The 25,358-nt window shown below is 71.9% G+C and carries 17 protein-coding genes and 1 pseudogene; 4 read left to right on the plus strand and 14 right to left on the minus strand.

Annotated features, from left to right (window positions below; genetic code table 11):
• Window positions 1–4: 4 nt before the first annotated feature.
• On the minus strand, window positions 5–1,702 hold the full coding sequence (locus GA0070612_RS16150) for an ABC transporter ATP-binding protein (protein ID WP_231924647.1): 1,698 nt from the start codon (window positions 1,700–1,702) through the stop codon (window positions 5–7).
• A 50-nt stretch (window positions 1,703–1,752) separates the two neighbouring features.
• Window positions 1,753–3,483, minus strand: coding sequence for an ABC transporter transmembrane domain-containing protein (locus GA0070612_RS16155; RefSeq protein WP_167393705.1), 1,731 nt, complete (start codon window positions 3,481–3,483; stop codon window positions 1,753–1,755).
• A 120-nt stretch (window positions 3,484–3,603) separates the two neighbouring features.
• Between GA0070612_RS16155 and GA0070612_RS16160 the strand changes: the two genes are divergently transcribed.
• From GA0070612_RS16160 to GA0070612_RS16175, 4 genes are all read left to right on the plus strand, one after another.
• On the plus strand, window positions 3,604–5,313 hold the full coding sequence (locus GA0070612_RS16160) for a bifunctional 3'-5' exonuclease/DNA polymerase (protein ID WP_088988643.1): 1,710 nt from the start codon (window positions 3,604–3,606) through the stop codon (window positions 5,311–5,313).
• Window positions 5,314–5,531: 218 nt separating this feature from the next.
• A complete protein-coding gene (locus tag GA0070612_RS16165; RefSeq protein WP_088988644.1) occupies window positions 5,532–6,125 on the plus strand; it encodes a nucleotidyltransferase family protein in 594 nt (197 codons plus the stop codon).
• A gap of 96 nt (window positions 6,126–6,221) precedes the next feature.
• A complete protein-coding gene (locus GA0070612_RS16170; RefSeq protein WP_088988645.1) occupies window positions 6,222–6,701 on the plus strand; it encodes a hypothetical protein in 480 nt (159 codons plus the stop codon).
• A 476-nt stretch (window positions 6,702–7,177) separates the two neighbouring features.
• Window positions 7,178–8,617 (plus strand): S1 family peptidase, encoded by a 1,440-nt coding sequence (locus GA0070612_RS16175; RefSeq protein ID WP_157742491.1) that lies wholly within the window; start codon window positions 7,178–7,180, stop codon window positions 8,615–8,617.
• Window positions 8,618–8,701: 84 nt separating this feature from the next.
• On the opposite strand, the gene GA0070612_RS16180 is transcribed toward GA0070612_RS16175, so the two are convergent.
• From GA0070612_RS16180 to GA0070612_RS16235, 12 genes and pseudogenes are all read right to left on the minus strand, one after another.
• Entirely contained in the window at window positions 8,702–10,105 is a 1,404-nt protein-coding gene (locus GA0070612_RS16180) for a GH1 family beta-glucosidase (RefSeq protein ID WP_088988647.1), read from the minus strand.
• On the minus strand, window positions 10,102–12,333 hold the full coding sequence (yicI, locus tag GA0070612_RS16185) for an alpha-xylosidase (protein WP_088988648.1): 2,232 nt from the start codon (window positions 12,331–12,333) through the stop codon (window positions 10,102–10,104). Before yicI ends, GA0070612_RS16180 begins: the two co-directional genes overlap by 4 nt.
• Window positions 12,330–13,208 (minus strand): carbohydrate ABC transporter permease, encoded by an 879-nt coding sequence (locus GA0070612_RS16190; protein ID WP_088988649.1) that lies wholly within the window; start codon window positions 13,206–13,208, stop codon window positions 12,330–12,332. The genes yicI and GA0070612_RS16190 overlap by 4 nt, the downstream gene beginning before the upstream one ends.
• 1 nt (window position 13,209) lies before the next feature.
• Window positions 13,210–14,178, minus strand: a complete 969-nt coding sequence (locus tag GA0070612_RS16195; protein WP_088988650.1) for a carbohydrate ABC transporter permease — start codon at window positions 14,176–14,178, stop codon at window positions 13,210–13,212.
• 67 nt (window positions 14,179–14,245) lie between these two features.
• Window positions 14,246–15,550: an ABC transporter substrate-binding protein gene (locus tag GA0070612_RS16200; RefSeq protein ID WP_088988651.1), complete on the minus strand. Its 1,305-nt coding sequence runs from the start codon at window positions 15,548–15,550 to the stop codon at window positions 14,246–14,248.
• Between the two features lie 76 nt (window positions 15,551–15,626).
• The gene (locus tag GA0070612_RS16205; RefSeq protein WP_231924649.1) at window positions 15,627–16,685 is read right to left on the minus strand and encodes a LacI family DNA-binding transcriptional regulator; all 1,059 of its coding nucleotides are present in this window, start codon (window positions 16,683–16,685) and stop codon (window positions 15,627–15,629) included.
• Between the two features lie 479 nt (window positions 16,686–17,164).
• A pseudogene (locus tag GA0070612_RS16210) lies at window positions 17,165–17,422 on the minus strand (amidohydrolase family protein); the annotation flags it as partial.
• Window positions 17,419–18,228 (minus strand): metal-dependent hydrolase, encoded by an 810-nt coding sequence (locus tag GA0070612_RS16215; protein WP_088988653.1) that lies wholly within the window; start codon window positions 18,226–18,228, stop codon window positions 17,419–17,421. The pseudogene GA0070612_RS16210 and the gene GA0070612_RS16215, both read right to left, overlap by 4 nt.
• 103 nt (window positions 18,229–18,331) lie before the next feature.
• Window positions 18,332–19,969: a serine/threonine-protein kinase gene (locus tag GA0070612_RS16220; RefSeq protein WP_088988654.1), complete on the minus strand. Its 1,638-nt coding sequence runs from the start codon at window positions 19,967–19,969 to the stop codon at window positions 18,332–18,334.
• Between the two features lie 119 nt (window positions 19,970–20,088).
• Entirely contained in the window at window positions 20,089–21,819 is a 1,731-nt protein-coding gene (locus GA0070612_RS16225) for a serine/threonine-protein kinase (RefSeq protein WP_231924579.1), read from the minus strand.
• A gap of 83 nt (window positions 21,820–21,902) precedes the next feature.
• Window positions 21,903–23,237, minus strand: a complete 1,335-nt coding sequence (locus GA0070612_RS16230) for a glycosyltransferase family 4 protein (RefSeq protein WP_197699387.1) — start codon at window positions 23,235–23,237, stop codon at window positions 21,903–21,905.
• A 137-nt stretch (window positions 23,238–23,374) separates the two neighbouring features.
• The gene (locus GA0070612_RS16235) at window positions 23,375–25,318 is read right to left on the minus strand and encodes an amylo-alpha-1,6-glucosidase (RefSeq protein WP_088988655.1); all 1,944 of its coding nucleotides are present in this window, start codon (window positions 25,316–25,318) and stop codon (window positions 23,375–23,377) included.
• Between the last annotated feature and the right edge of the window lie 40 nt (window positions 25,319–25,358).

Genomic DNA, 25,358 nt, shown 5'->3' on the forward strand with positions numbered 1-25,358 from the left:
TTCGTCATGTCCGGGGCTCGTCGGCCGGGGTGTGCCAGGAGCGCCACAGGTCGGCGTAGGCCCCGCCGGCCGCTACCAGGTCGTCGTGGCTGCCGATCTCGGTGATCCGGCCGCCCGCCAGCACGGCCACCCGGTCGGCGTCGTGCGCGGTGTTGAGCCGGTGCGCGATCGCGATGACGGTGCGCCCGACCAGCACGGCGGCCAGAGCCCGCTCGGTGCGCCGCGCCGTGGTCGGATCGAGCGCGGCGGTCGCCTCGTCGAGGATCAGCGTGTGCGGGTCGGCCAGCACCAGTCGAGCCAGCGCGAGTTGCTGGGCCTCCGCCGCGCCGAGCTGACGACCACCGTCGCCGAGCGTGGCGTCCAGTCCCTCCGGCAGGCCCGCGAACCAGTCGGCGCCCACGGTGCCGAGCGCGGCCCGCATCTGCTCGTCGGAGGCGTCCGGCGCGGCGAACGCCAGATTGTCCCGTACCGAGCCGATGAAGACGTGGTGCTCCTGGGTGACCAGGGCGATCCGGCGGCGCCGCTCGGCCGGGTCGAGGTCGGTGACCGGGCAGCCACCGATGCTGACCACGCCCTGTCGGGGCGCGTCGATCCCGGCCAGCAGCCGGGCCAGGGTGGACTTGCCGGCGCCCGACGGACCGACGACCGCCAGCCGCTCGCCGGGCTGCACCTCCAGGTCGATGCCGTGCAGCACGTCCGCTCCACCGGAGTAGGAGAACCGCGCACCCCGGACGACGAGCTGCTCACCCCGTGACGTGGTCGTCCGGCCCGGCGGCTCCGCCGGGACCAGACCGACGCCGAGCACCCGGGCGTACGACGCGAAGCCCCGCTGCGCCTGCTCCGTCCACTGCAACAGCCGGTCCAACGGGTCGATCGCCTGTTGCAGGTAGAGCGCGGCGGCGACCACCGCGCCGAGCGACACCATGTCCCGGGAGAGCAGATAGCCGCCAACGAGCAGCACCAGCGCGATCGGCAGCGGGTAGCTGGCCTCCACGACCGAGAAGAACACCGTACGCAGCGCGAGGGTGGCCCGTCGGGCCCGCCACACACGGGTGATCCGGTCGGTGCCGTGCCGGATCCGGTCGTCGGTCAGCCGCAGCGCCTCCACCGTGCGGGCGCCCTCGGCGGTCGTGGTGAGCGTCTCGGTCAGCTCGGCTGCCGCCGCGCCCTCGATCAGGTAAGCGGAGCTGGCCCGCCGCAGGTACCAGCGGGTCACCGCGACGATCGACGGAAGCCCGGCCAACGCCGCGAGCCCGAGCAGCGGGTGCAGCAGGAAGACCGCACCGAACAACAACGTCAACTGCACCGAGGCGATGACGATGGTGGGCACCACGTCCCGGAAGGTGGTGCCGACCGTCGCCACGTCGACCGAGCTGCGGGTGGCCAGGTCCCCGGAGCCGGCGCGCTCGACGACCGAGACCGGCAGCCCGAGTGTCCGGGAGACGAACTCCTCGCGCAGCTCCGCGACCGCTCGTTCGCCGAAACGGTGACCGGCGTACTGCGCGTACCGGGAGAGCAGCGCGCTGACCACGACGCAGCCGGCGATGGCCAGCGCCAGCCGGTCCACTGTGGCCACGCCCGCGCCGGCGGTGACCCGGTCGACGATGGTGCCCAGCAGCCACGGTGGGGCGAGCCCGGCGACCGCGGCGGCGCCGTGCAGCGCCAGCACGATCCCTACCGCGCGCCGGTGCCGACTGATCATGTCGCGCAACGCCCGGCGGACGGTGACCCGGTCGGCCACCGGCAGTCGGCTCACCGGTACGCCCCCTCGGCGTCGGCGGGGTCGGGATCGTCGCTGCCCCGGGCCACCAGGTGCCGGTAGTCGGCGTCCGAGTCGAGCAGGTCGGCGTGGCTGCCGGTGGCGGTGATCCGGCCGCCGTTCAGGTGCGCGACCACGTCGGCTCGGCCGAGCAGCAGCGGTGACGTGGCGATCAGCACCGTCGTGCGGTCGGCCCGCGCGACCCGTAACCGTTCGGCGATCCGGGCCTCGGTGTGCGCGTCCACCGCCGACGTCGGGTCGACGAGGATCAGCACCTCCGGCTCGGCGAGGACGGCGCGCGCGAGGCGGACCCGTTGGCGTTGACCGCCGGAGAGGGTCCGGGCCCGGGAGTCGATCGGGGTGTCCAGCCCTGCCGGCAGGGCATCGACCACGTCCTCGGCCGAGGCCGTCCGCACTGCCGCGTCGACCCGGTCGTCACCGTCGGCGGCCCCGGCGCGCAGGATGTCGCGCAGTGTCCCGGCGAAGAGGTACGAGTCGTGGTCGGCGACGAGGATCCGGGTGCGGACCTCGTCCAGGGCGATACCGGCCAGCGGCACGCCACCCCAGGTGGTGTCGCTGACCACGTACCGGCCGAGCCGGTCGGCCAGTGCCACGGCCGCCGCCGGGTCGTCGGCGGCCACCCCGGTCAGCCGGCCGGCGCGGACGGTCAGCCCGGTCACCGGGTCGTACAGGTCGGCGGGGTCGGCCGGCGCCGCCAGGGCTTCCGGCTGGCGTGCCCCGGGCACCGGGCCCGACCACCGGCGACCCGGGCCGCCCACGTCGTCCGCGGTCACGGTGAGCAGGCCGATGATCCGTCGGGCGGCGACCCGCCCCCGGATCAGCTGGTGACTGCCCTCCAGCAGGAACCAGACCGGCACGATCAGGGTCGCCACGTAGCCGTAGACGGCGACCAGTTCCCCGATCGTGACGTCGCCCGTCACCGCCATCCGAGCCGTCAGCCACACGACCGCCGCCAGGAACAGCCCGGGGATGGCGACCGTCGCCGCGTCGATCCAGCTGATGACGGCGCCCACCCGGTAGCCCTCGGCGCGCAGCTCCTGGGATCGGGCCGCGTACCGGCTGGCGAACAGGCCCCGACCGCCCACCCCGGCGAGCACCCGCAGCCCGGCCACGATGTCACCGGACCGGGCGGTGAGCGCGCCCTGCTGCCGGCGGTAGATCGACTCGGCCCGTTCGAGGCGGCGTAGCAGCGGCCCGACGACCAGCCCGACCGCCGGCACCCCCACCAGCACGCACACCGCGAGCATCGGGGAGATCGACCAGAGCACCACGGCGATGACCCCGTAGGCGACGACCGCTCCGACACCCGGCCCGGTCAGCGTCAGCACCTGTGCCGTCCAGTCGATGTCGGAGCCGCCGATGGTGGACACCTCACCGGAGGCGACCCGGCGGGGCAGCACCGAGCCGATCCGGGACAGATGGCGCAGCAGGACCTCGGCGGAACGGGCCTTGGCGTCCTCCCGGATGAAGGTCATCGTGCGGTGCCGCATGGTGCCCAGGAACGACAGGGCCACCCCCGCGACGACGACGGCCGCGACCCAGAACGCCAGCGCCCCTGTGTCGCGGGTGCGCAGACCGTCGTCGACGGCGCGGGCGATCAGGTAGGGCCGGGCCGACAGCCCGATCATCCAGGCCGTGCCGAGCAGGCTGCCGCGCAGCACCCGCCAGGGTTGGCGGCGGGTGAGCCACCACAGGTATCGCATCGGACCGCGGGTGTCCGGAGTGCCCGGATCGGGATGCGGGATCTGCGGAGGCACCACGTCACGCTACCGAGCGCCCCCGACACCTCGACGGCCCGAAACGGGTGAGGTGCGCCTCGGTTCCTGTCAGAGGGGGGAGGCAGAATCGCGTTCGTGCTGGTGGCGGTGGTGGCTGACGATCGGGGCGGGGGAGTGCTGTGCCCGCTCGACCCCGCCGGTCGCCCGGCCGGCCCGACCCAGGTCGTCACCGACCTGACGGCCGCCGTCGCCGCCCACGAGGCCGCCGAGCACCCGCGTTGGGTCTGGTCCGGCTCCGCGTCGGTCTACCCGGCGCTGCTGCGCGCCGGCGTCCGGGTCGACAGGTGTCACGACGTGGAGCTGACCGAGGCGTTGCTGCTGGGGCACGCGGGCCGCTGGGGCGAGCCCCGCTCGCTGGCCGCCGCCTGGGCCCGGCTGACCGGTGCGGTGGTGCCGCCCGACCCGCCGCCGCGCACCGCCGCGCCACCCGGGCACGGCCAGGGCGCGCTCTTCGACACGCTGCCCGGCCCGCCGGGCCCGGGCATCGAGGCACTGACCCAGGTGTACGCCGACCAGCTCGCCCGCATCGCGAGGACCGAGCACCCGGGTCGGTTCCGGTTGCTGGTGGCCGCCGAGTCCGCCGGCGCGTTGATCGCGGTGGAGATGGGGGTCGCCGGGCTGCCCTGGCGGGCCGACGTGCACGACGAGATACTGCACGAGCTGCTGGGTGAGCCGTCTCCGGTGGGTGGCCCACCACGCCGTCTCGCCGACCTGGCCGCCCGGATCGCCGACGCGCTCGGCGTACGCCACCTGCACGCCGACTCCCCGGCGGAGCTGCTGAAGGCGTTCGCTCGGGCCGGGGTGGAGCTGCCGAACACCCGGGCCTGGGTGTTGCGCGGCGTCGATCACCCGGCGGTGCCGTTGGTGCTGGAATACAAGGAGCTCTACCGGATCTGGACGGCGCACGGCTGGGCCTGGCGTGAGCAGTGGGTGCAGGGCGGCCGGTTCCAACCGGAGTACGTGCCGGGTGGCGTCGTCTCCGGCCGGTGGGCCACCCGGGGTGGTGGCGCGTTGCAGATCCCGAAGGTGATCCGACGGGCGGTGGTGGCCGATCCGGGCTGGCGGCTGGTGGTCGCCGACGCCGGCCAGTTGGAGCCTCGGGTGCTCGCCGCGGTGTCCGGCGACTCCCGGTTGGCGGCGGCGGGTGGTGCCGGCGACCTCTACGCCGCGTTGGCCCGCGACTCGTTCGGCGGTGACCGGGCCAAGGCCAAGGTGGCCCTGCTCGGCGCGATGTACGGGCAGACCGGGGGTGCCGCGGTGCCCGCCCTGGCGGTGCTGAAGCGCAGTTACCCGACCGCGTTCGGCTACGTCGAGGCGGCGGCCCGTACCGGTGAGACGGGTGGGCTGGTGCGGTCGTGGCTGGGGCGGACGTGCCCGCCCGGCTCGGCCGGGTTCGGCGATCTCGACGACGCGGGTTCCGATCCGGAAGGGGCGGCCGATCCACAGAGTCCACGGGCTCGTGCGGCACGGTCCCGGGGGCGTTTCACCCGCAACTTCGTCATCCAGGCGACCGCCGCCGAGTGGGCTTCCACGTTGCTGGCCACGCTGCGGACGGAGTTGGCCGGCACCGATGCCGAACTGGTCTTCTTCCAGCACGACGAGGTGATGGTGCACGCTCCCGCCGCGCAGGCGGCGGCGGTCGCCGAGGCCGTCACGCGGTCCGGCGAGCGGGCCTCCGCGCTGCTCTTCGGTGCGACGCCGGTGCGGTTTCCGCTGGACCTGTCGGTCGTCGACTGCTACGCCGACGCGACCTGACCGCCGCCGCGCTCGCCCCCGCGTGCCGGCGCCCCCGGGCGGTGCCCGCGTGCCGGCGCCCACCCACGCGGGTGCTCCAATGTGTAACGGTTGTGCTATTTCTCCTTTTCGCCCCGCCACCCTCGGCTGGCCCTCCTCGTTGCAGTGTCCGTAGGAAGGGGCGGATCGGTCACGGTCGTCCCGTGCCAGAGGGGGCGCAGCTGAACGGGATCGCAGGAATGATCATCGCAGCGGGTGGGGGACGACGGATCGGTGGTCCCGAGGCGCTGCTGTGCCAGGGGGACAAGCCCCTGGTCAATCAGATGATCGACACGATGACCGAGGCGGGCTGCGAGCAGATCGTGGTCGTCCTGGGCGCCGCCGCCGAGCAGGTCCAGGAAACTGCCGACCTGAGCAGGGCCACCGTTGTGATCAACAAGGCGTGGGGCACCGGAGTCGGCTCGTCCATCCGGGCCGGACTGGCCGCGATGGAGGACGAGGGGATCGAGGCGGTGGTCGTGGTCCCGGTCGACATGCCGGGTCTGACCGCCGCGGCGATCAGCCGGGTGGCCGCGTTGCCGTACCCGGACGTGCTGGTCTGCGCCACCTACGACGGGTTGCGCGGCTACCCGATGCTCTTCGGTCGCCGGCACTGGCCCGGCATCGCCACGCTGGCCAGCGCCGACGTCGGCGCGCGGCCCTACCTGCTGGCGCACAAGGACCAGATCGTCGACATCGCCTGCGACTCGGTGGCCGACGGCAGCCGGGTCGACACGCCGGAGCTGATGGAGCTCTACGGGCTCACCGTTCCGCCGCAGCGCGTGGGCGTCTGAGGGGATCCGACGGGGCGGGCCACCCGGAAGTGTGACCTCACGTAGCCTCCGACCGTGGACAGCCGCGCCGCTGTCGGAATCGGGAGGGCGGACCCCATGGTTGTTCGTATCGCTCGCCACCTGGCGGGCATGGCAGCCGCCTGGCTGACCTTCGTCGCCCAGTCGGTAGTGGTCTACTTCGGTCTGCTGGTGTTCGCGGTCGTCACCGGGTCCGGTCTGGGCGGTCCGCTGGGCGGGCCGGTGCTCGCGCTGGCAGCCGCGGTGACCGGCGTGGCCCTGCTTCCCCTGCTCTTCCTGCCGGCCGTGGCGCTCGGGCAGGCAGTCGGCCGGCGGCGGGGGACCGGCCGGGTGGTGGCGCTGTCCACGATCGCCGCTGTCGTCCTGGCCATCGGGTACGCAGTGGTCGGCGCCGTCCTCACGGAGGTGTCCGCCGGCTACGTGCCGGTGGTGGCGGGCGTCGCCGCGCTCCTCGTCCTCGCCCCGGTCGTCCTGTACGCGCTCAGCGCGGAAGGGGTCGGCTGGATGGCCCGGCGTCGGCGCGGCCCCGCGGTCGGGCTGGCACCAGGGGCGGGCTGACCGTCGGTCGGTCACGCCCGCAGCCGGGCCGCCCGGCATCGTGAAGGGCCGGAGTTGCTCGCCCGCTGGGCAGACGAGCAACTCCGGTGACCGTCAGGCGTCCGGCAGCTCGCCGGCGCAGGTAGTCGATCCGCCGGTCGTCGTTGATGCGGCCGTCGGCTGACACCGACGTTCACATCGCGACCACCACGAACGCCGAGACACCGGCGACAAACAAGGCGAAGACCATTAATCCCCGACCGCGCCGCACAGGTTGAACATCAAGCTAGACGCGATTCCCGGCCCCTGGCTGCGCCCACTGTCGAAATCGTTCTCGTACATTCGATCTGGTGTTGGAAGCTGCCGCCCACTAGCCTTTGGCTGCGCGGTCTCGCTTCCACGGGGGTTGATGTGGCATCGCTGTTGTCGTCCACCCTTGCGCGCCTGTCTGTCCATTTGGGCAGCCATTTCCAGGTATGTGCCAAGGGAGGACATGCATGAGATTTGTCAAGGTCGGCTGGCGGGCGGGGTTAACGCTCGTCCTGGTGGCGGCGGGTCTGACGTCGTCCGGGCTACCGGCACAAGCAGCTACCAGCGTCGCAGCCGCTGACGGCACATACCGATTCGTCGCGAAACTGACGATCGGGGAGCCGGGCCAGGCCGGAAGCACCACCTGTTCCGGTGCGCTTGTCGCGCCGCAATGGGTGATTACCGCCAAGGATTGTTTCGGACCGTCCGGTGTGGCCTCGGGGCCACCGCCACGTCCCACGACGGCTACGGTCGGCCGCACGAGTCTGAGCACGTCCACCGGCACGGTCTCGGCCGTCGACAGGCTGGTGTCGCATCCGGGGCGCAACGTGGTCCTGGCCCGGTTGACGAGTCCGGCCAGTAACATCACCCCGATCAGGCTCGCCCGGGACGTGCCGCGATACGGGCAGGTGCTCCGCGTCGCGGGCTACGGCCGGACCGCTACCGAGTGGGTGCCCGACCGCCTGCACACCGCCCAGTTCACTGTGGGCTGGTGGGCCGACCAGACGGCGACGACCTTTGACGTGGCGGCCCGTGTTCCGGCGACCGCGAGCATCTGCAAGGGTGACGCCGGTGGGCCGGCCTTCCGGGAGTTGGAATCCGGCCCGCAGTTGGTGGCGATCAACGGCTCCTCGTGGCAGGCCGGATGCATCGCTGAGACCCAGACCCGGCAGGGCGCCGTCGAGGTCCGTGTCGACGACCTCCTCGACTGGGTCCGTGGGACCATCGTCGACTTCCCTCTCGCAGACGGGTCGCTGTACCGCGAGCCGGCGGGGGCGATCGCGGTCATCACTGGTGGAGCACCCGTCTGGTTCGACAGCGTCGAGGAGATCTCGGCAACTGGCTACCCCCAGTCCTGGGCAGCCGTTCCGGACGGCACGTTCGGGTTGCTGCCGGCCGTTCCGCGCAACGGCACGCTCGTGGCGGCGCCGAACCACGGCATCTATGTGGTCGCGGGTGGGGCGAAGATCTGGTTCAACAGCCCGCAGGAGATCATCGATACCGGGTACGGCGGGACAGCGCCGACCATCGTGCCGACCCGTCACCTCGACACCTTCCCCGACGTCCCACGTGACGGCACAGTGGTGTCCGGTCCTGGTCACGGCATCTACGTGGTCGCGGGTGGCGCCCTGGTGTGGTTCGCCAGCCCACAGGAGATGGTCGATTCCGGTTACGGTGGAGTGGCGCCGGCTATCCTGCCCGCTCGTTACCTGAGCGGCCTCTCCGGCACTCCCCGTGACGGCACGATGGTGACGACTCCCAGCGGCGACGTCTTCCTGACCGTCGGCGGGGCCAAGAAACACTTCCGCTCATGGGACGAGATCGTGGAGAGTGGGTACGTCGACGCGCCGCTCACGGTGCTGCCGACCCGCTATCTCGAAGGGCTGCCGACGGCACCCTCCGATTGACGACCGCTGAACCGGTGACCCTCGAATGACTGGATGCGCTCGGCTCTGGCCGAGCGCATCCAGCGCGTCGAGGTCTCCTGTCCGTCAGGCGTCCGGCAGTTGGCCGGTCGCGGCGAGGCGCTGGTACCAGTGGGCGCTGTCCTTCCAGGTGCGTACCTGGGTGTCGTAGTCGACCCGGATGATGCCGAAGCGGCGGTCGTAGCCGTAGCCCCACTCGAAGTTGTCCAGCAGCGACCAGACGAAGTAGCCGCGCACGTCGGCGCCCTGCGCCCGGGCGTCACCCACCGCACCGATGTGCCGGCGCAGGTAGTCGATCCGCCGGTCGTCGTGGATCCGGCCGTCGGCCGACACCTCGTCGTCGAACGCCGCGCCGTTCTCCGTGATCATCATCGGCTGGTTCGGGTATTCACGGTGCAGACGCAGCAGCAGCTCGGTCAGCGCCGGCGGGTCGATGTTCCACCCCATCGCCGTGTACGGGCCGGGCTGCGGCAGGAAGTCCACGTCGTCCGCCGCGACCCACGGCGTCGAGGTCGACGCCCCGTGCCCGTCGGCGTCGGAGCGGGCCGACACCCCGTCCCACGCCCGCACGAGGGTGCTGGAGTAGTAGTTGACCCCGAGCACGTCCAGCGGCACCGCGATCTGCTTCTCGTCACCGTCGTGGACGAACGACCAGTCGGTCACGGCCGCGGTGTCGGCCAGCAGGTCGGCCGGGTACGCCCCGTCGAGCATCGGGCCGAGGAACGCCCGGTTGGCCAGCGCGTCGATCCGGCGTACCGCGTCCTGGTCGGCGGCGGAGTCGGACGCCCCCCGGATGACGTGCAGGTTCAGCGTCACCGACAGCTCGGCGGCCGGGGCCAGCTCCCGGACCACCCGCCCGGCCAGGCCGTGCGCGAGGTTCAGGTGGTGCACCGCGGCCAGCGCCGCCGCCGGCTCGGTGCGGCCGGGCGCGTGCACGCCGGAGGCGTAGCCAAGGTACGCCGAGCACCACGGCTCGTTGAGCGTCGTCCAGGTGTGCACCCGGTCGCCCAGCGCGCCGACGATGCCCGCGGCGTACTCCTGGAAGCGCAGCGCGGTCTCCCGCACCGCCCAGCCGCCGGCGTTCTCCAACTCCTGCGGCAGGTCCCAGTGGTACATGGTCGCCACCGGCCGGACGCCCCGCTCCAACAGCCCGTCGACCAGCCGCGAGTAGAAGTCGATGCCGGCCTGGTTGAACCGGCCCGAGCCGCCGGGCTGCACCCGTGGCCACGCGATGGAGAACCGGTACGCGTCGAGCCCGAGGTCGGCGATGTGCCCGAGGTCGTCGGCCCACCGGTGGTAGTGGTCGGCGGCCACGTCGCCGGTGTCGCCGTTCAGCGTCCGACCCGGTGTGTGGCTGTAGGTGTCCCAGATCGACGGCCCGCGCCCGTCCTCGTTGGCCGCGCCCTCGATCTGGTACGCCGCCGTCGCCGATCCCCAGACGAAGCTCTCCGGGAAGTGGTGTTGCGTCATCGTTCAGTCCCCTGGATCTCGCAGATGTAGCCCGTCGAGGTACCGGCGACCAGTGCGGCACCGGCCGTCCCGTCCTCGTAGCGCACGTCGAACTCGGCGCCCGGCCCGTGCCCGGGTGACGGTACCCGTACCCGGGTCCGTTGCCCCTCGGCCGGTGCGTACAGCCGTAGCCGCACATCGTCCGCCCACTCGTAGTCCGGGCGGTCATCGCGTGCGCCGAACGGGATGACCGCGCCGGGGCGGGCCAGCACCGGAAGGCTGTCGAACGCGTGCTTCTCGGTGACCCAGGCGGGGCCGGTGACCTGCGCCCCGCTGACCAGGTGCGTCCAGGTGCCGGCGGGCACGTAGTAGGTGACGTCGCCGTCGGCGCTGAGCACCGGGGCGACCAGCACGTCGGGGCCGAGCATGTACTGCCGGTCCAGGTACGCGGTGGCCGGGTCGTCCGGGAACTCCACGACCATCGGCCGCATCATCGGCGTACCGTCGCGGTGCGCCTCCTCGGCGGCGGCCGCGAGGTACGGCATCAGGCGGAGCTTGAGCTGGGTGAAGTGCCGCAGGACGTCGACGGCCTCGTCGTCGAACGCCCACGGCACCCGGTAGGACCCGGAGCCGTGCAGCCGGGAGTGCGAGGAGAGCAACCCGAAGGCGACCCACCGCTTGAACACCACCGGATCGGGGGTGCCCTCGAAGCCGCCGATGTCGTGGCTCCAGTAACCGAAGCCGGACGACGCCAGGGACAGCCCGCCGCGCAGCGACTCGGCCATCGCGGCGAACGTCGCCTCGCAGTCACCGCCCCAGTGCACCGGGAACTGCTGCCCACCGGTGGTGGCCGAGCGGGCGAACAGCACCGCCTCGCCCGTGCCGCGCTCCGCCTCCAGCAGCTCGAAGACCGCCTTGTTGTAGAGGTAGGAGTAGTAGTTGTGCATGCGCTGCGGGTCCGAACCGTCGTGCCACACCACATCGGTGGGGATGCGCTCGCCGAAGTCGGTCTTGAAGCAGTCCACGCCCATGTCGAGCAGCACCCTGAGCTTGCCGGTGAACCAGCGGACCGCGTCCGGGTTGGTGAAGTCGACGAGCGCCATGCCGGCCTGCCACTTGTCCCACTGCCAGATCGAACCGTCGGGCCTGCGCACCAGGTAGCCGGCCTGCCGGCCCTCCTCGAAGAGGTACGAGCGCTGCGCGATGTACGGGTTGATCCACACGCACACCTTCAGGTCGCGCTCGCGTAGCCGGCGCAGCATCCCCTCCGGGTCCGGGAACGTCGCCGGGTCCCAGACGAAGTCAACCCAGTGGAACTGGCGCATCCAGAAGCAGTCGAAGTGGAACACCGACAGCGGCAGCCCGCGTTCGGCCATGCCGTCGACGAACTCGGTGACTGTCTTCTCGTCGTACGAGGTGGTGAAGGAGGTGGACAGCCACAACCCGTACGACCAGGCGGGGATGCGGGCCGGGCGGCCGGTGAGCGCCGTGTAGCGACGCAGCACGTCCTTCGGGGTGGGCCCGTCGATCACGTAGTAGGTGAGCGACTGGCCCTCGACGCTGAACTGGGTCTGGGTGACGATCTCGGAGCCGACCTCGAACGACACGTGCTCCGGATGGTCCACGAACACCCCGTAGCCGGCGCTGCTGAGGTAGAACGGCACGTTCTTGTACGCCTGCTCGCTGGCGGTGCCGCCGTCGGCGTTCCAGATGTCGACGGTCTGCCCGTTCTTCACGAACGGGCCGAAGCGCTCGCCCAACCCGTACACCGTCTCGCCGACACCCAGCGCGAGCCGCTCGTGCACGTGCTGCCGGCCCTCGGCGTCGGTGACGAGGCCGATGCTGCGTTCGGTGGAGGCGGTGAGCAGCCGGTCGCCGTGCCGGAAGTCGACGCGCCACCCGTCGACGAGCGCGACCCGCGCGGTCAGCTCACCGGTGGTCAGCGTCGCGCTGAGCCCGCTGACGTCGACGGCGACGGGATGCGTGTCGTCGGTGCTCAGCCCGAAGTGCGGTTCGCGGGGCAGCCCGCCGCTGTGGTGGGCGATCGTCACCCCGACGACGCCCGGGGCGGGGGAGAAGAACCGGGCGGTGACCAGGGGCCGGTTGAGGGTGTCGCCGCGTCCGGTGATCCGACCGGTCGGTGCGAAGACGGTGAACCCGCGCTGGTCCGGCTCGACCGACTCCACGGTGCCGGGGCGCAGGACACTGACACCGGGGCGCAGTTGCCAGTACCCGTCGGTGAACTTCACTTCTCGGCTCCTGCCGTGATGCCGCGCGCCAGGGTGCGCTGGAAGATGAGGAAGAAGACGACGGCCGGCACCAGGCTGATCAGCGAGCCGGCATTGGTGGTCGGAGCGTCCATCAGCCGGTCGCCCTGCAACGACGCGAGCGCGACCGGGATGGTCTGCGTCTGGTTGTCGATGAGCATGACCAGCGGAATGAGGAACTCGTTCCAGGTCCAGATGAAGAAGAAGATGAGCAGCACCGCGAGGGTGGGCCGCAGGTTGGGGAAGACCACCCGCCACAGCACCGTCCACGTGCCGGCGCCGTCCAGCGCGGCGGCTTCGAGCAGCGAGCGCGGGAACGTGCCCAGCACCGAGGCCAGCAGGTAGGTGCCGAACGCGCTCTGGATCACGGTGAAGATGATGATCACCGCGAGTCGGGTGTTGTAGAGCCCGACCTCCTTGGCCACGTAGTACAGCGGGTAGATCAGCGCCTCCTGCGGCAGCATGTTGGCCAGCAGGAAGAGACCGACGATCCACAGCCGGCCACGGACCCGACCGACACCCAGGGCGTACGCGTTGAGCAGCGACACGGCGACGCCGAGCACCGCCACGGAGCCGGCGATGAGCGCCGAGTTCCAGAGCTTGAGCGGGAAGTCGACAGCGTTCCAGTACGTCCGCAGACCCTTGGTGTAGAACTCCGTCGGCCAGCTCAGCGGCCCGCCGGACGAGTAGTCACCGGGCGACTTGAACGCGTTGAGCAGCATGAACGCGAACGGCACCAACATGACGAGCGCGCCGAGCGTGACCAGGGTGAGCACCACCCAGCGGCCGACGCCCCGGTGGTGGCGGTCGCGTACGGGCCGGCGGACCGGCGCGGAGGTTCCAGTGATCAAGGCCATCTCAGAACCCCCGGTCCCGGCGCTCGCTGCGAGCCTGCGTCCAGATGAAGACCACGGCCACCACGATGATGATCAGTGTCAGCACCGTGGAGATCGCCGAGCCGTAGCCGACCTGGAGCTTCTTGAAGTACGTGTAGTACGCGAAGTAGGACGGCACGTTCGTGGCGTTCTCCGGGCCGCCCCGGGTCAGGGCGAAGATCGGCCCGAACACCTTCAGCGCGGCGATGGTGCAGGTCAGCGCCACCACGAAGGTTTCCGGCCGGATCTGCGGGAGGGTGATCGCCCGGAACCGGTGCAGCCAGTTCGCGCCGTCGACCTCGGCCGCCTCGTACAACTCGGGGTCGACCCGTTGCAGCGCCGCCATGAAGACGACCACCGGATAGCCGATCTGCACCCAGATCATCACCGCCATCACGGCGGGCAGCGCGGTGTCGGGGTCACCCAGCCAGTCGTGGCGTAACGCGCCGAGACCCACCGCGTCGAGCAGGCTGTTGAACGCGCCGTCCGGGCGGAGGATCCAACCCCAGACGATGCCGGCCACCACGACGGGCAGCACCTGCGGCAGGTAGAACGCGGCCCGCAGCGCGGCGGCGGTGCGGGGCCTGAACCGCCGGCCGATGACGTCGAAGAGCACCGCCGCGAGCAGCAGCCCCAGCGCGGTGGGCACCATTACCATCGCCACGATCATCGCGACGGTGTTGCGGAACGACGCCCAGAACACGTCGTCCTGGAGCAGTTGCCGGTAGTTGTCCAGGCCGACCCATCGGGGGTCGCCGACGCCGGACCACTTGGTCAACGACAGGTAGCCAGTGCCGACCAGTGGTGCGCCGATGACCAGGACGAAGAGCGTCGCCCCGGGGAGCAGGTAGAGCCAGTACGCCGCGTCGCGTCCGCGTCGTCGGCGGCTGGGCGCGGGCGGGGTGGGCGTCGCGGCCGGTGGTGCGGCGGCGACGGTCTCGGAGACTGCCATGGAAGATCCTTCCCGGCGGAGCGGGCGGGCGCGTCGGTGGTGCCGATCGCGCCCGCCGCTCGCCGTGTCACTTGCCGGTGATCTCCTTGACGCCATCGGCGTACGGCTTGGCGATCGTGTCGAGAACCTGGTCGGGCGACTTGGAGCCGTTGATCAGGCCCTGGAAGCCGGAGACCAGCACGTCGTAGTAGCCGGGGACCGGCCAGTCCGGGTAGAAGGCGAGCCCGTCGGACTTGCTGACCGTGTTGAAGTCCTCGATCAGCTTGCGGTCCTTGGGGTCGGTGATCTTCGAGGCGTCAGCGGCGACCGGCACACCACCGTTGTTGCCGATCAGGTCCTGGATCTCCGGGCGCAGGGTGATGTCGATGAAGTCGTACGCCAGGCTCTTGGCCTTGCTGTTCTCCGGGACGACCCAGAGGTTGCCGGAGGAGCCGGCGTTCAGGGTGTTGCCGGGGAAGAGGAAGGTGTCCCAGTTGGCCTTCATCTCGGTCTTGAAGCGGCCGTACCACCAGCTGCCCGAGACGATCATCGGAACCTTGCCGGCGATGAAGGCGGTGCCCATGTCCTCGGCCTTGAGGCTGGCCGAGTCCTTGGCGACGTAGCCCTTCTTCACCCACTCGGCGAAGGTCTCCGCGCCGTACTTGAGCGGGTCGGCAGTGAAGTCGACAGGGTTCTTGTAGAGCTGGTAGTTGTCCACGAACTGCCGGTCGCCCTTGGCGAGGGCGAGCTGGTAGAAGAGCTGCCCGGCCGGGTATTCGGCACCGGCCATGCCCAGCGGGGTGACGCCCTTGCCGACGAACGTGTCCATCGCGGCGGTCATCTCGGCCATGCTGGTCGGCACCGCGACGCCGTTGGCCTGGAACATGTCCTTGTTGTAGTAGACGGTGACGTACTCGCCGTAGTTCGGCACACCGAACCACTTGCCCGACCCCATCACGCCCTTGTCGCTGTAGCGGGCGGTGGTCTGGAGGCTGGGGCTGAGCTTGCCGGCCCAGCCGCGCTTGTCGGCCTCCGCGCTCAGGTCGGTGAGCAGCCCCTGCGAGGAGAGCAGACCGGCCGTCGCGTTGCCCTTGTTGTACTCCATGATGTCCGGGCCCTCGGACGAGTTGATGATCATGCCCGCGTTCTGCTGGATCTGCTCGAACGCCTTGCGCTCGAAGCGCACCTCGACGCCCGGGTGTTCGGACTTGAACAACTCGATCGCCCGGTCCCAGCCGACCCCCATCGCGCTGTTCTCGCTCTCGTAGTGCCAGAGCTTGAGGACCTTGGCGTCGCTGTCGTCCGCGTTGTCACCACCACCGCACGCGGCAACGGTGGTCGTCGCGGTCGCCGCCAGGGCGAGCGCGGCGACGAGCCGGTGGAATCGCTGCATTAGCATCCTCCTCGTTGAGTATCTAGCCGGTACTTCACGAGGCCCGTCGTCGCGTTGCAGCGCGGCGGCGGGCCGTTTACTGATCAGCCCCCACGGGTCGGCGGCTTCGTGGCGGGGCGGTGGACCCCCGGACCTCCAACGCGCACGGCAGCAGTTGCTGGTGGCGCTCGACGGCAGGGCCGTCCAGATGACGCTCGACGGCAGGGCCGTCCAGATGGCGTACTAGCGCCTCGATCGCGATCCGACCGAGCGCCGACCCCGGTGACGTCATCGCGGTCAGCGCCGGGGTGGCCAGTTCGGCGACCTGCGGCGAGGTGACCATCGAGACGACCGAGACATCGCCGGGCACCGACAGGCCACGGCCGGTCAGCTCACCGAGGATGCCGAAGATCGCGGTCTCGTTCATGGCCAGCACCGCGGTCAGCTCCGGCGCCCGCGCGAACGCGGCCGCCAGCGCGGCCCGCCCGCCCGCCGCGCTGTCCTCGGCCGCGATCATCACCGGGTCGAGGCCGTGCCCGGTCATCGCCGCGACAAAGGCATCCCGGGTACGCAACGCGGGCCCGTAACCACTGGCCAGCGTGGCCGCCGAGTGGTTGACGTAGACGATCCGCCGGTGCCCCAGGCCGACCAGGTGCGCGACCGCCTCCCGCACCGTCTGGTCGAAGTCGATGTCGACGTAGGAGAGGGTGCTGGTGTCGGCGGTACGGCCGATCAACACCAGCGGAACCCCGGTCTCCTGAAGCACGGTGACCCGCTCGTCGGCCAGCTGGACCTCCATCAGCACGACACCGTCGAGCATCCGCTGACTGGCCAGCCGGCGCAGGTCGTCGAGGTCGCCGCCGCCGACCGGCGAGAGCACCAGGTGGTAGCCGGCCGAGCTGGCCGCCGCGGCCGCACCGGTGACGAACGCCGTCTCGGTGGCGCCGAGCCCACGCTCGTCCATCGGCATCAGCAGGCCGAGGATCCGGCTACGACGGCTGGCCAGGCCGCGGGCCATCGCGTTGGGCTGGTAGTCGAGCTCGGCCATCGCGGCGAGCACCTTGTCGCGGGTGGCCTGCGAGATCGGCCGGGTGCCGGTGAGCACGTACGAGACGGTGCTGACCGAGACCTGCGCGAGGCGGGCGACGTCGTGCATGGTGGCCACCCGTGCACCTCCTTCGGCCAGGCCCGGGATCGCTCCCACCGCCGCGTCGAAGCGTTTCGACTAAGCGGTTCGACAGGACGCTAGGCCACCCGTTACGAGGGCGTCAATAGAAGATGTCGAAAAGCTTTCGGACCGTCAAGGACGCCCGCGCCGCTCCCGCGTGCCTCACGCGCCGGGGGCGCTGAGCTGGCGTCCGCCACGCGCGCCACGCAGACGCGTTTCGCGCATTCCACGCATTTCACCCCGGCCCGACCCCGGTGCAAGTCCAAGATCGTGCTCGATCCTTGATGTAGTGGCCTCCATGACGACCTGAGGGGACTACATCCAGGATTGAGCACGATCTTCGCGGCGGGGCACGGCGGAGGAGGCGCCGGGCGGGTGCCGGGCAGTGGTGGCGCGGGTTGCGCGGCGGGAGTCAGGTCAGGTCGAAGAGGGTGGCGGCGTTGCCCCAGCAGACCGCGCGCAGCCTACGCCAACGCGCTGAAGGCCCGGACCCCGAGGCGGTGCAGGTGCGCGACCCGCTCGGCGTCGCTCCACCGGTAGCGGATCGGCCGCTCGGTGCCGACCAGCGGTCCGGCGGCGTCGAAGTACTCCCAGATGCGGCGCAGCAGGCGCGGCGGCAGGAAGTGCACGTGCACGTCGGCGAGACCGGGCAGGCCGAGCGCGCGCCAGAACTCCGGCACGCGTGCGTCCTCGGTCGGTGGCAGCTTCGCTGCCGGGTCGGTCATATCTCGATGTCGAACCGGCTCAGCACCGACGGCGCGACCAGGCCGAGGGTCGCGAGCGCCGAGATGACGGTCAGGGCGATGCGCATCCCGACGACCTCGGCCTTGCTGCCGACCCGCAGGGCGATCTTGTTCGGCAGCCCGATCATCATCCACATGCGCCGCTTGATCGGGATCGGCCAGAGGATCGGCACCCCGGCCCGGGTGATCATGTCGCCGAGGATGTGCACGAAGCAGCCGACCCCCAGCGCCGTGCCGATCAGCGGATATCCGCGACCACCGGGGAGGTTGGCGAAGGTGAACCAGGCCGCTCCGGCGGAGGCGAGGGTGATGATGACCCAGCCGGCGCGCTCCGCCCACTCGTCGAACAGCCCGCGCAGCGCGAGGCCGAACATGAAGAACAGGATGGTGATGACGGCCCACTTGCCGTACGCGGCGCAGAGCGCTGTGGTGCCCCAGCCGACCAGAAGGGTGAACGGCAACGTGTGGGTCAGTGTGCGGTGCCCGTTGTTGCGGCGGGGGTCCTTGCTGAGTTTCGTGGCGTAGTAGACCCCGAGCGAGATCTTCTCCATCACCTCGGCGGCGAAGAGCGAGAAGACCCCGAAGGTGCGGGCCACGGTGGCCCCACCCTGGTTCTTGGTCACCTTGCCCGACATGTCGAGGTCCGGAAAGAGTGCGCCACCGGCGCACACCGCAGTGCCCACCGCCAACGCGAGCGGCGACTGGTGGTAGTCGGCGAACTGCTGCAACGCCCAGGACCCGGCCAACCACACCGCCGCGCCGGACAGCGCGTGCTGCGGACCCATCATCTCGGCTCACCCTCCCCAGGGATCTTGAGCGCCCAAAACTACGCCACTGTAGTCAGCGTGGGTGTCGCAGGGGCATCACCCGGACAGTCCACATCGGACGCCGTCAGAGGGCGGGGGTGAAGCTCTGCCGGATCATCGGCAAGTATGCCGCGTTGACCTGCCAGTCGAACTCTTTTGTCAACCACGAGACGGTGTAGGAGCGCTCGGCCGAGGTGTTGGCCAGCAGCCGGAAGCTGTGCACCTGCTCACCAGCGGCGTTCTCCCACCCGCACTCCCAGACGGCGCCGCCCTCGAAGATGTCCATCGCGGAGATGTCCACCTTGCGGTACGCGGGCAGCAACCCGTCGCCGGTGGTGAGTCGCGCCTCCTCGGCCGTCCAGTACGCCACCGGGTCGGGTCGCGCCGGCCCCGACTCGACACTGAGCACCCGAGCCCCGCCCGGCTCCCGGAAGCAGGTCACCGGCCCCTCGGTCCAGCGCGCCCAACCGACCGGCGCGGCGATCCGGAAGCCGGTCGGGTCGTCGTGCCAGGTCCAGCCTTCGCGCAGCCGGTACCGGGCCTCGGCGGGCGGCGCGACCGACGCCACCGGAGTCGAGGCGGGCGGGGGCGGCGGTGGTGTGGAGCAGGCGAAGGCGGCCGGTCGGGAGGGCGACCCGCCCCCGCCGGAGCCGGACGGCGGCGTCCGTGGGTCGTTACGGTTGACCAGGGCAACCGCGACGCCTCCGGCGACGAGCAGAGCCGTGGCGGCGCCCCCCAGGGCGAGCAGGCGCCGCCGGGATCGGCGGACCCAACTCGTCGGTTGGGCCGCCGACGTCGTCCGAGGGCCGGGGTGGCCGGCCGTGTCCACCGGGGCGGGTGCGTGGGCGCGGCCCGCGCCGCGTACCGCCGCCACCGCCGAGGACAGGGGCGGCCCTGGGGGATCGTCGCTCTGGGCCGCCGCCTCGTGCAGCAGGGATTCCGCCTCGGCGGCGGTCAGCCGCCGCCACGGGTCGCGCTGGAGGAGGCCGGCGAGGACGGGACCCAGCGCTCCGGCCCGCCGCATCGGGTCCGGTGGCTCGGTGGCCAGCGCGCTGAGCGTCGCCATCGCGCTCGACCGGGCGTACGGTGACTGCCCCTCGACCGTCGCGTAGAGCGTCGCGCCCAGCGACCACAGGTCGGTGCGCTGATCCGACACGCCTTCGCGGGCCCGCTCGGGGGCGACGAACTGCGGTGAGCCGAGCACCGTGCCCGGCCCGGTCATCGCTCCCTCGCCACCGTCGAAAGTGGCCAGCCCGAAGTCGGTGAGCACCACCCGACCGTCGTCGGCCACCAGCACGTTGTGCGGTTTCACGTCGCGGTGCAGCACCCCGGCGGCGTGGGCGGCGCGCAGCGCGGCGAGCACCGCCAGCCCGATCCGGGCGGTGCGCTGCGGGCTCAGTGGCCCCTCGGCGCTGATGATCTGCTGCACCGACCGGGACGGCACGTACTCCATCACGATCCAGGGGCTCTCCCGGTCGTGCACGACGTCGTAGATGCGGACCACGTTGGGGTGGCTGAGCCGAGCCGCCGTGCGGGCCTCCCGCAGGGTCCGCAGCCGCAACTCCTCGCGTTCGGATTCGGCCAGCCAGGACGGTGGCACGACCTCCTTCACCGCCACGTCGCGATGCAGCATCTCGTCGCGCGCAAGCCACACCCGGCCCATTCCGCCGGTGCCGACCAGGTCGAGCAGCCGGTACCGACCCGCGATCAGCAACTGCTGCACGGTCGCTCCCCCTCGGTCACCCCGAGTTACACGATAGCCACCGTGGCGGCATTTCTCATCCGCTGAGCGGCCTCGATCCACGCCGGACGGTGGTCCGGATCATGACCATACGGTGCAGGTCAGGGGGGTGGTCGGAAACTATTTCGGACGTGCTCCCAGTCGGCTGTGCCCCCGGCCCAGTCGTCGTCGTGGGTGATCCAGCCGAGGGTCCAGCGGCCGGCTCCGACCACCTGGTGCCGAGCGTGCAGCCACCGGCCACCGAAGGGCGCCATCCAGCGGCACTCCCACTCCGCGCCGTCGTCGGTCGCGGCGAGCCGGATCTCGTCGTACTGCGGAAGTGCCCCGGCTGAGATCGCCGCGTCGCGGGCGGCGCGTAGCTGGACCAGCGCGTCGGCCCTGTCGCCCCCGGCGACGCTGAAGGCCCGACCGGTCGCCGGGTCCTGGAAGCAGCTCACCTCACCGTCGCGGGAGTGGTACCAGGTCGCCGGCACGGAGACCCGGAAGCCACCGCTGCCGGCGTACCAGACCCAGCCGGGTGGAGGCCGGAACCGTTCGCCCGACATGGGCGTGCCGGCCCGTACCGGCGCACCGGCGATGTGCGGGCGGACACAGGCGAACGGCGGCGGAGGGACGTCCCGGCCACCGGGTGGCGGGCCGGGCCGGTCGGGGCCGGGGCCCGGCCCGGGGCCGCCTGGTCCGCCACCGTCGAACGGACCGTTCTGCGGCTGCGGGGAGGACCAGCCCCCGGTGTCGGCGGGCTTGTCATCGGTGAGGGCCAGCGTGGTGCCGACGCCGGCGGCGGCGGCCACCAGCAGCGCTACGGCGACCAACGCCAGCCGACGGGTGGTGCGCCCCCCACCCGCCCGCTCCGGTGTCGGCGCGGTGGTGGTCGGGTCGCTCGGGCGCTGATCCGCGTCGGGCAGCGGAACCGTCGGATCCTGCTCGTCGTCGCCCTGAACGACGGCGGGCACCCCCACCAGGCCCGGTGCGGTGGCCGGCCGGTCCGGCACCGGCGGTCGGTCGGACACCGGCGGCGGTTCGGGGCGGCCGGTCGCCGCGGCGGTGAGCAGCCGGCGTGCCGTGTCGTGGTCGAGGCGGTCGCGTGGGTCGCGGCGCAGCAACCCGTCGAGTACCGGCGCGAGCTGCCCGGCGTGCGGCGCCGGGTCCGGCGGGCCGGCGGCCAGCGCGCTCAGGGTGGCCATCGCGGTGCTGCGGGCGTACGGGGAGCGGCCCTCCACCGCCGCGTGCAGGGTCGCCCCGAGTGACCACAGGTCGGCGGCGACCGTGGACACCCCCTCGGCGGCCCGCTCGGGGGCGACGTACTGCGGGGACCCGAAGACCATGCCGGGGCGGGTCAGCACGCCGTCGCCGCCGTCGAAGGTGGCCAACCCGAAGTCGGTGAGCATCACCCGCCCGTCGTGGGCCACGAGCACGTTCTGCGGTTTGATGTCGCGGTGCAGCACCCCCGCGGTGTGCGCGGCGTGCAGCGCGTCGAGCACCGCCAGGCCGATCCGTGCCGCCCGGGCCGGCTCCAACGGCCCTTCGGCGTCGAGCACGTCCTGCAGGGTGCGCGACGGGACGTACTCCATCACGATCCACGGGCTGCCCTCGAACGGGACGACGTCGTAGAGCCGGACCACGGCGGGGTGGTTGAGCCGGGCGGCGGCGCGTGCCTCCCGCAGGGTGCGCGAGCGCAGCTCGTCCCGTTCGTGGTCGGCCAACCAGCTCGGGGGGACGATCTCCTTGACCGCTACCTCACGATGCAGCATCTCGTCGTGGGCGCGCCACACCCGACCCATACCCCCGCGGCCGACCAGGTCGAGCAGCCGGTACCGACCAGCGATCAGCACCTGCGCACGCTCCTCCTCAGCCGCTGTCCGGGCTACACCCTAACCAGCGGATCGGAAGCTACCTATAGCTCGTCCGACGTTTCTCAGCAGGCGGCGGGGCCGAGGCGGGCGAGCAGATTGCCCTCGGGGATGGCGATCCGGGAGCTCCCGCCCGCCAGTCGGGCGGCGGCCCGGCGGGCCTGTAGTGGGCCGTGTTCGCGTCGGGCGGCGGTGTAACTCGCGGCGGTACGGGCGGCGATGCTGGCCCAGCCGTACCGCCGGCCGACCATGGTGCGGGCCCGGCGCGCCACCCGCCGGGCGAAGACCTCGTCACCGAGCAGTTGGCCGACCGCGCCGGCGAGCGCGTCCGGGTCGCTGTGCGGGAACGTCACACCGGTGACGCCGGGCTCGACGATCTCGGCGAGCCCGCCGGTACGGGCCACCGCGAGCGGTGCGCCGGCGGCCGCCGCCTCCAGCGCCACCATGCCGAACGGCTCGTAGAGGCTGGGCACGACCGTCGCGTCGGTGGCCCCGAGCATCGCCGGCAGCTGGGTGGAGTCGAGGAAACCGGTGAACCGCACCGTCGAACTGAGCGCCAGTCGTCGGGCCTCGGCCTCCAACTCGGCGCGGTACGGGCCGTCCCCGGCGATCACCACGCGCAGCCCCGGGTGTTCCTTGCGGAGGCGGGGCACCGCGTGCATCAGGTGCTGGACGCCCTTCTCGTAGACCAGTCGCCCGGCGTACCCGACCAGGGGGCCGTCCCCGGCGAACCGTGCGCGGGCCGACGCGACGGCCCGTGGCCGGGCCCGCCAGGCCCGGTCGTCCACCCCGTTGGGCACCACGTCGACCTGCGTGGCCGGTACGTCGAACAGTGTGCTGACCTGCTCGCGCATGTACCCCGAGCAGGCGATGACCCGGATGGAGGCGCCGCTGAGCCAGTGCTCGACGCCGTGGATCGTGCGGTTCATCTCCTCCGGCAGCCAACCCTGGTGCCGGCCCGCCTCGGTGGCGTGCATGGTGGTGACCAGGGGCAGGTCCAGGTGCTCGGCGAGGGTGACGGCGGTGTGGGCGACGAGCCAGTCGTGGGCGTGGATGACGTCGTAGGCGCCGGCCTCGGTGGCGCGCAGCGCGGCGCGGGTGAGGGTGTGGTTGAACGCCATCGTCCAGGCCAGCAGGCTGTTGGTGGCGAGGGGGAAGGTGACCGGGTCCTCGGGGGCGCGCAGGATGCGCACGCCGTCGGCGTACTCCTCCAGGGGTGCGCCCTCGGCGTGGCGGGTGACGACGGTGACCTCGTGGCCGGCGGCGGCGAGGGCGACGGAGAGGGCGTGCACGTGGCGGCCGAGGCCACCGACGAGCACCGGCGGGTACTCCCAGGAGAGCATCAGCACCCGCAGTTGCCGGGCGGGGTGGATGTCGATCACGTGGGCGTCGGGTGACATGCGGCCCCCTTTGAGTTGTCCCCGGGCGCGCGCCGACCGACACCGGAGCCGGTGTCGCCGTCGCGTCTGGATCGGGGCCAATCCTGCCGGGATCGAGATAACCAGCGGAGACACTGCCGTTGCGGTCGTGTAAAGCGCTACTGGCTCTTTCGGCGCACCCGCAGCAGCTCGGCCACCGACCACGCCTGGAAGGGGCAGCCGGTCGCGGCGTGCGGCGCGAGGCCGTCGGCCGTCTCGCTTACCGAGCCTAGCCCATATTCGGTCAGATGGGCCTCGATACTAACGAACACGTCATCGACCGACATCTTGCCCTTGCGGCGCGCGTCCACGTACGGTCCGAGCAACCACGGCCAAACCGTGCCCTGGTGGTAGCCGCCGTCGCGCTCGGCGGGACCACCCCGGTGCCGGCCCACGAACTCCGCCGCGTCGGGGGCGAGACTGCGCGGCCCGAGCGGCGTGAGCAACCCGTCGCCGATACGCCGCACCGTGGTCTCGTCCGGATCCATCGGCGCGTACGGCAGCGACCAGGCCAGCAGCTGGTTGGGGCGCAGCGCGTCGTCGTCGTGCAGGGCGGCCCCGCCCAGCGGGTACGCGGGCGCGGGCGCGTCCAGCACGTCGTGCAACCAGCCGGTCGGCGCGGGGAAGCGCTCCCGGAACGAGGCGCTGGCCTGCCCGTGCCGTCGCCACAGCTCGTCCGCGTTCCGCCCCGCCAGCTCGGTCAGCTCCGCGAGCCCGGCCAGCCCGTTGATCCACAACGCGTTGACCTCCACCGGCTTGCCGGTACGCGGGGTGACCGGCACCCCGTAGACCCGGGCGTCCATCCAGGTCAGCGCGGTGCCGGGGGCACCCTGGGTGAGCAGCCCGTCGGCCGGATCGACGGAGATCCCGTACCGGGTGCCGGCCACGTGGGCGTCGACCACCGACCGCAACGCGGGCAGCAGCTCGTCACCCAGGTCGGTGTCACCCGTGACGGTGACGTGCCGACTCACCGCGTGCAGGAACCACAGCGTGCCGTCGACGGTGTTGTACTCCACCCGACCGGTGTCGGCCGTGTTGGCGAGCATCCCCTCGGACAGCGTCGCCGCGTACGCCCGCAGCAGCGCCCGGCCCTCGTCGGCGCGACCCGTGCAGAGGAACAACCCCTCGTAGGAGATCATCGTGTCCCGCGACCAGGCGCCGAACCACGGGTAGCCGGCCACCACGTCGACGGCCCGCCCGCCGGGGCGTACCACGAACGCGTCAGCGGCCAGCGTGAGCGTCGCCTCGACCGGGTCGGCCGGCTTCGCCGCCGCCACCACCTGCCGGTTGCGCCGTCGGGCCGTCTCCACGATCTCGGTGGCCGGCGGCGGCTCCTCGTCGAGTCGACCGGCCCACGCCCGCACCGACACCGTGTCGCCCGGGCGTTCCAGGGCCCCGACGAACCGCCCCGCGTACCACAGGTCCTCGTCCGGGTTCAGGCCCCGATTGGCCTCCTCGCGGTGGTGTACGCCCAGCCACCACTGCCCCTCGGGCGACCAGCCCGGCCCGGACAGGCGGTACGCGCCCTCCACCACCGCACCGTCGGCCACCGCCTCGACCTGCGGAACCGGGCCGTCGGCCCGCCGTTCGCCGTGCGCGTCACGCCAGGTGCAGGCGGCCGACAGCTCCAGCCGCACGGGCCCGCCGGCGACCAGCCGGTGCACCACCGACACGCAGGAGCGGCCGGGAAGCATGGCCACCTCCCGCTCGATCACCACGGCGCCGATCCGCCACCGCCACCGGGGCAGCCCGTCGGCCAGGTCGAAACGCTCCAGCAGCTCGAAGCCACGCGGGTCGACGTCCCCGGAGGACCACTCGTGCGCGCCGAGGCGCACCCGCACGCCGGACGGCAGGGTGACCGCCGGGTCGAGGCTGACCAGTCCCACCTGGCGGGACGCCGGCGTTTCGCCGGGAACCACCAGCAAGCCGTGATACCGGCGCGTCCGGAGTCCACCGACGGTGCCCATCGCATAACCGCCGAGGCCGTCCGGGACCAGCCACTCCCGGCTGGCCGCGCTGGTCAGATCGCCGCAGACCTGCGGGCCGAACCGAATGTCGATCACGTTTCCTCCACCTGCGGCAAGGTGTAACACGCCACGACGA

Origin of the sequence: Micromonospora chokoriensis (assembly GCF_900091505.1) — a bacterium.
Taxonomy (GTDB): domain Bacteria; phylum Actinomycetota; class Actinomycetes; order Mycobacteriales; family Micromonosporaceae; genus Micromonospora; species Micromonospora chokoriensis.

Coding starts and splice junctions, on each gene's coding strand:
- GA0070612_RS16155 (WP_167393705.1), bottom strand. CDS start 3,483: ATGCGATACCTGTGGTGGCTCACCCGCCGCCAACCCTGGCGGGTGCTG.
- GA0070612_RS16170 (WP_088988645.1), top strand. CDS start 6,222: ATGGTTGTTCGTATCGCTCGCCACCTGGCGGGCATGGCAGCCGCCTGG.
- GA0070612_RS16180 (WP_088988647.1), bottom strand. CDS start 10,105: ATGACGCAACACCACTTCCCGGAGAGCTTCGTCTGGGGATCGGCGACG.
- GA0070612_RS16205 (WP_231924649.1), bottom strand. CDS start 16,685: ATGCACGACGTCGCCCGCCTCGCGCAGGTCTCGGTCAGCACCGTCTCG.
- GA0070612_RS16150 (WP_231924647.1), bottom strand. CDS start 1,702: ATGATCAGTCGGCACCGGCGCGCGGTAGGGATCGTGCTGGCGCTGCAC.
- GA0070612_RS16230 (WP_197699387.1), bottom strand. CDS start 23,237: ATGTCACCCGACGCCCACGTGATCGACATCCACCCCGCCCGGCAACTG.
- GA0070612_RS16215 (WP_088988653.1), bottom strand. CDS start 18,228: ATGATGGGTCCGCAGCACGCGCTGTCCGGCGCGGCGGTGTGGTTGGCC.
- GA0070612_RS16165 (WP_088988644.1), top strand. CDS start 5,532: ATGATCATCGCAGCGGGTGGGGGACGACGGATCGGTGGTCCCGAGGCG.
- GA0070612_RS16190 (WP_088988649.1), bottom strand. CDS start 13,208: ATGGCCTTGATCACTGGAACCTCCGCGCCGGTCCGCCGGCCCGTACGC.
- GA0070612_RS16195 (WP_088988650.1), bottom strand. CDS start 14,178: ATGGCAGTCTCCGAGACCGTCGCCGCCGCACCACCGGCCGCGACGCCC.
- GA0070612_RS16200 (WP_088988651.1), bottom strand. CDS start 15,550: ATGCAGCGATTCCACCGGCTCGTCGCCGCGCTCGCCCTGGCGGCGACC.
- GA0070612_RS16175 (WP_157742491.1), top strand. CDS start 7,178: ATGAGATTTGTCAAGGTCGGCTGGCGGGCGGGGTTAACGCTCGTCCTG.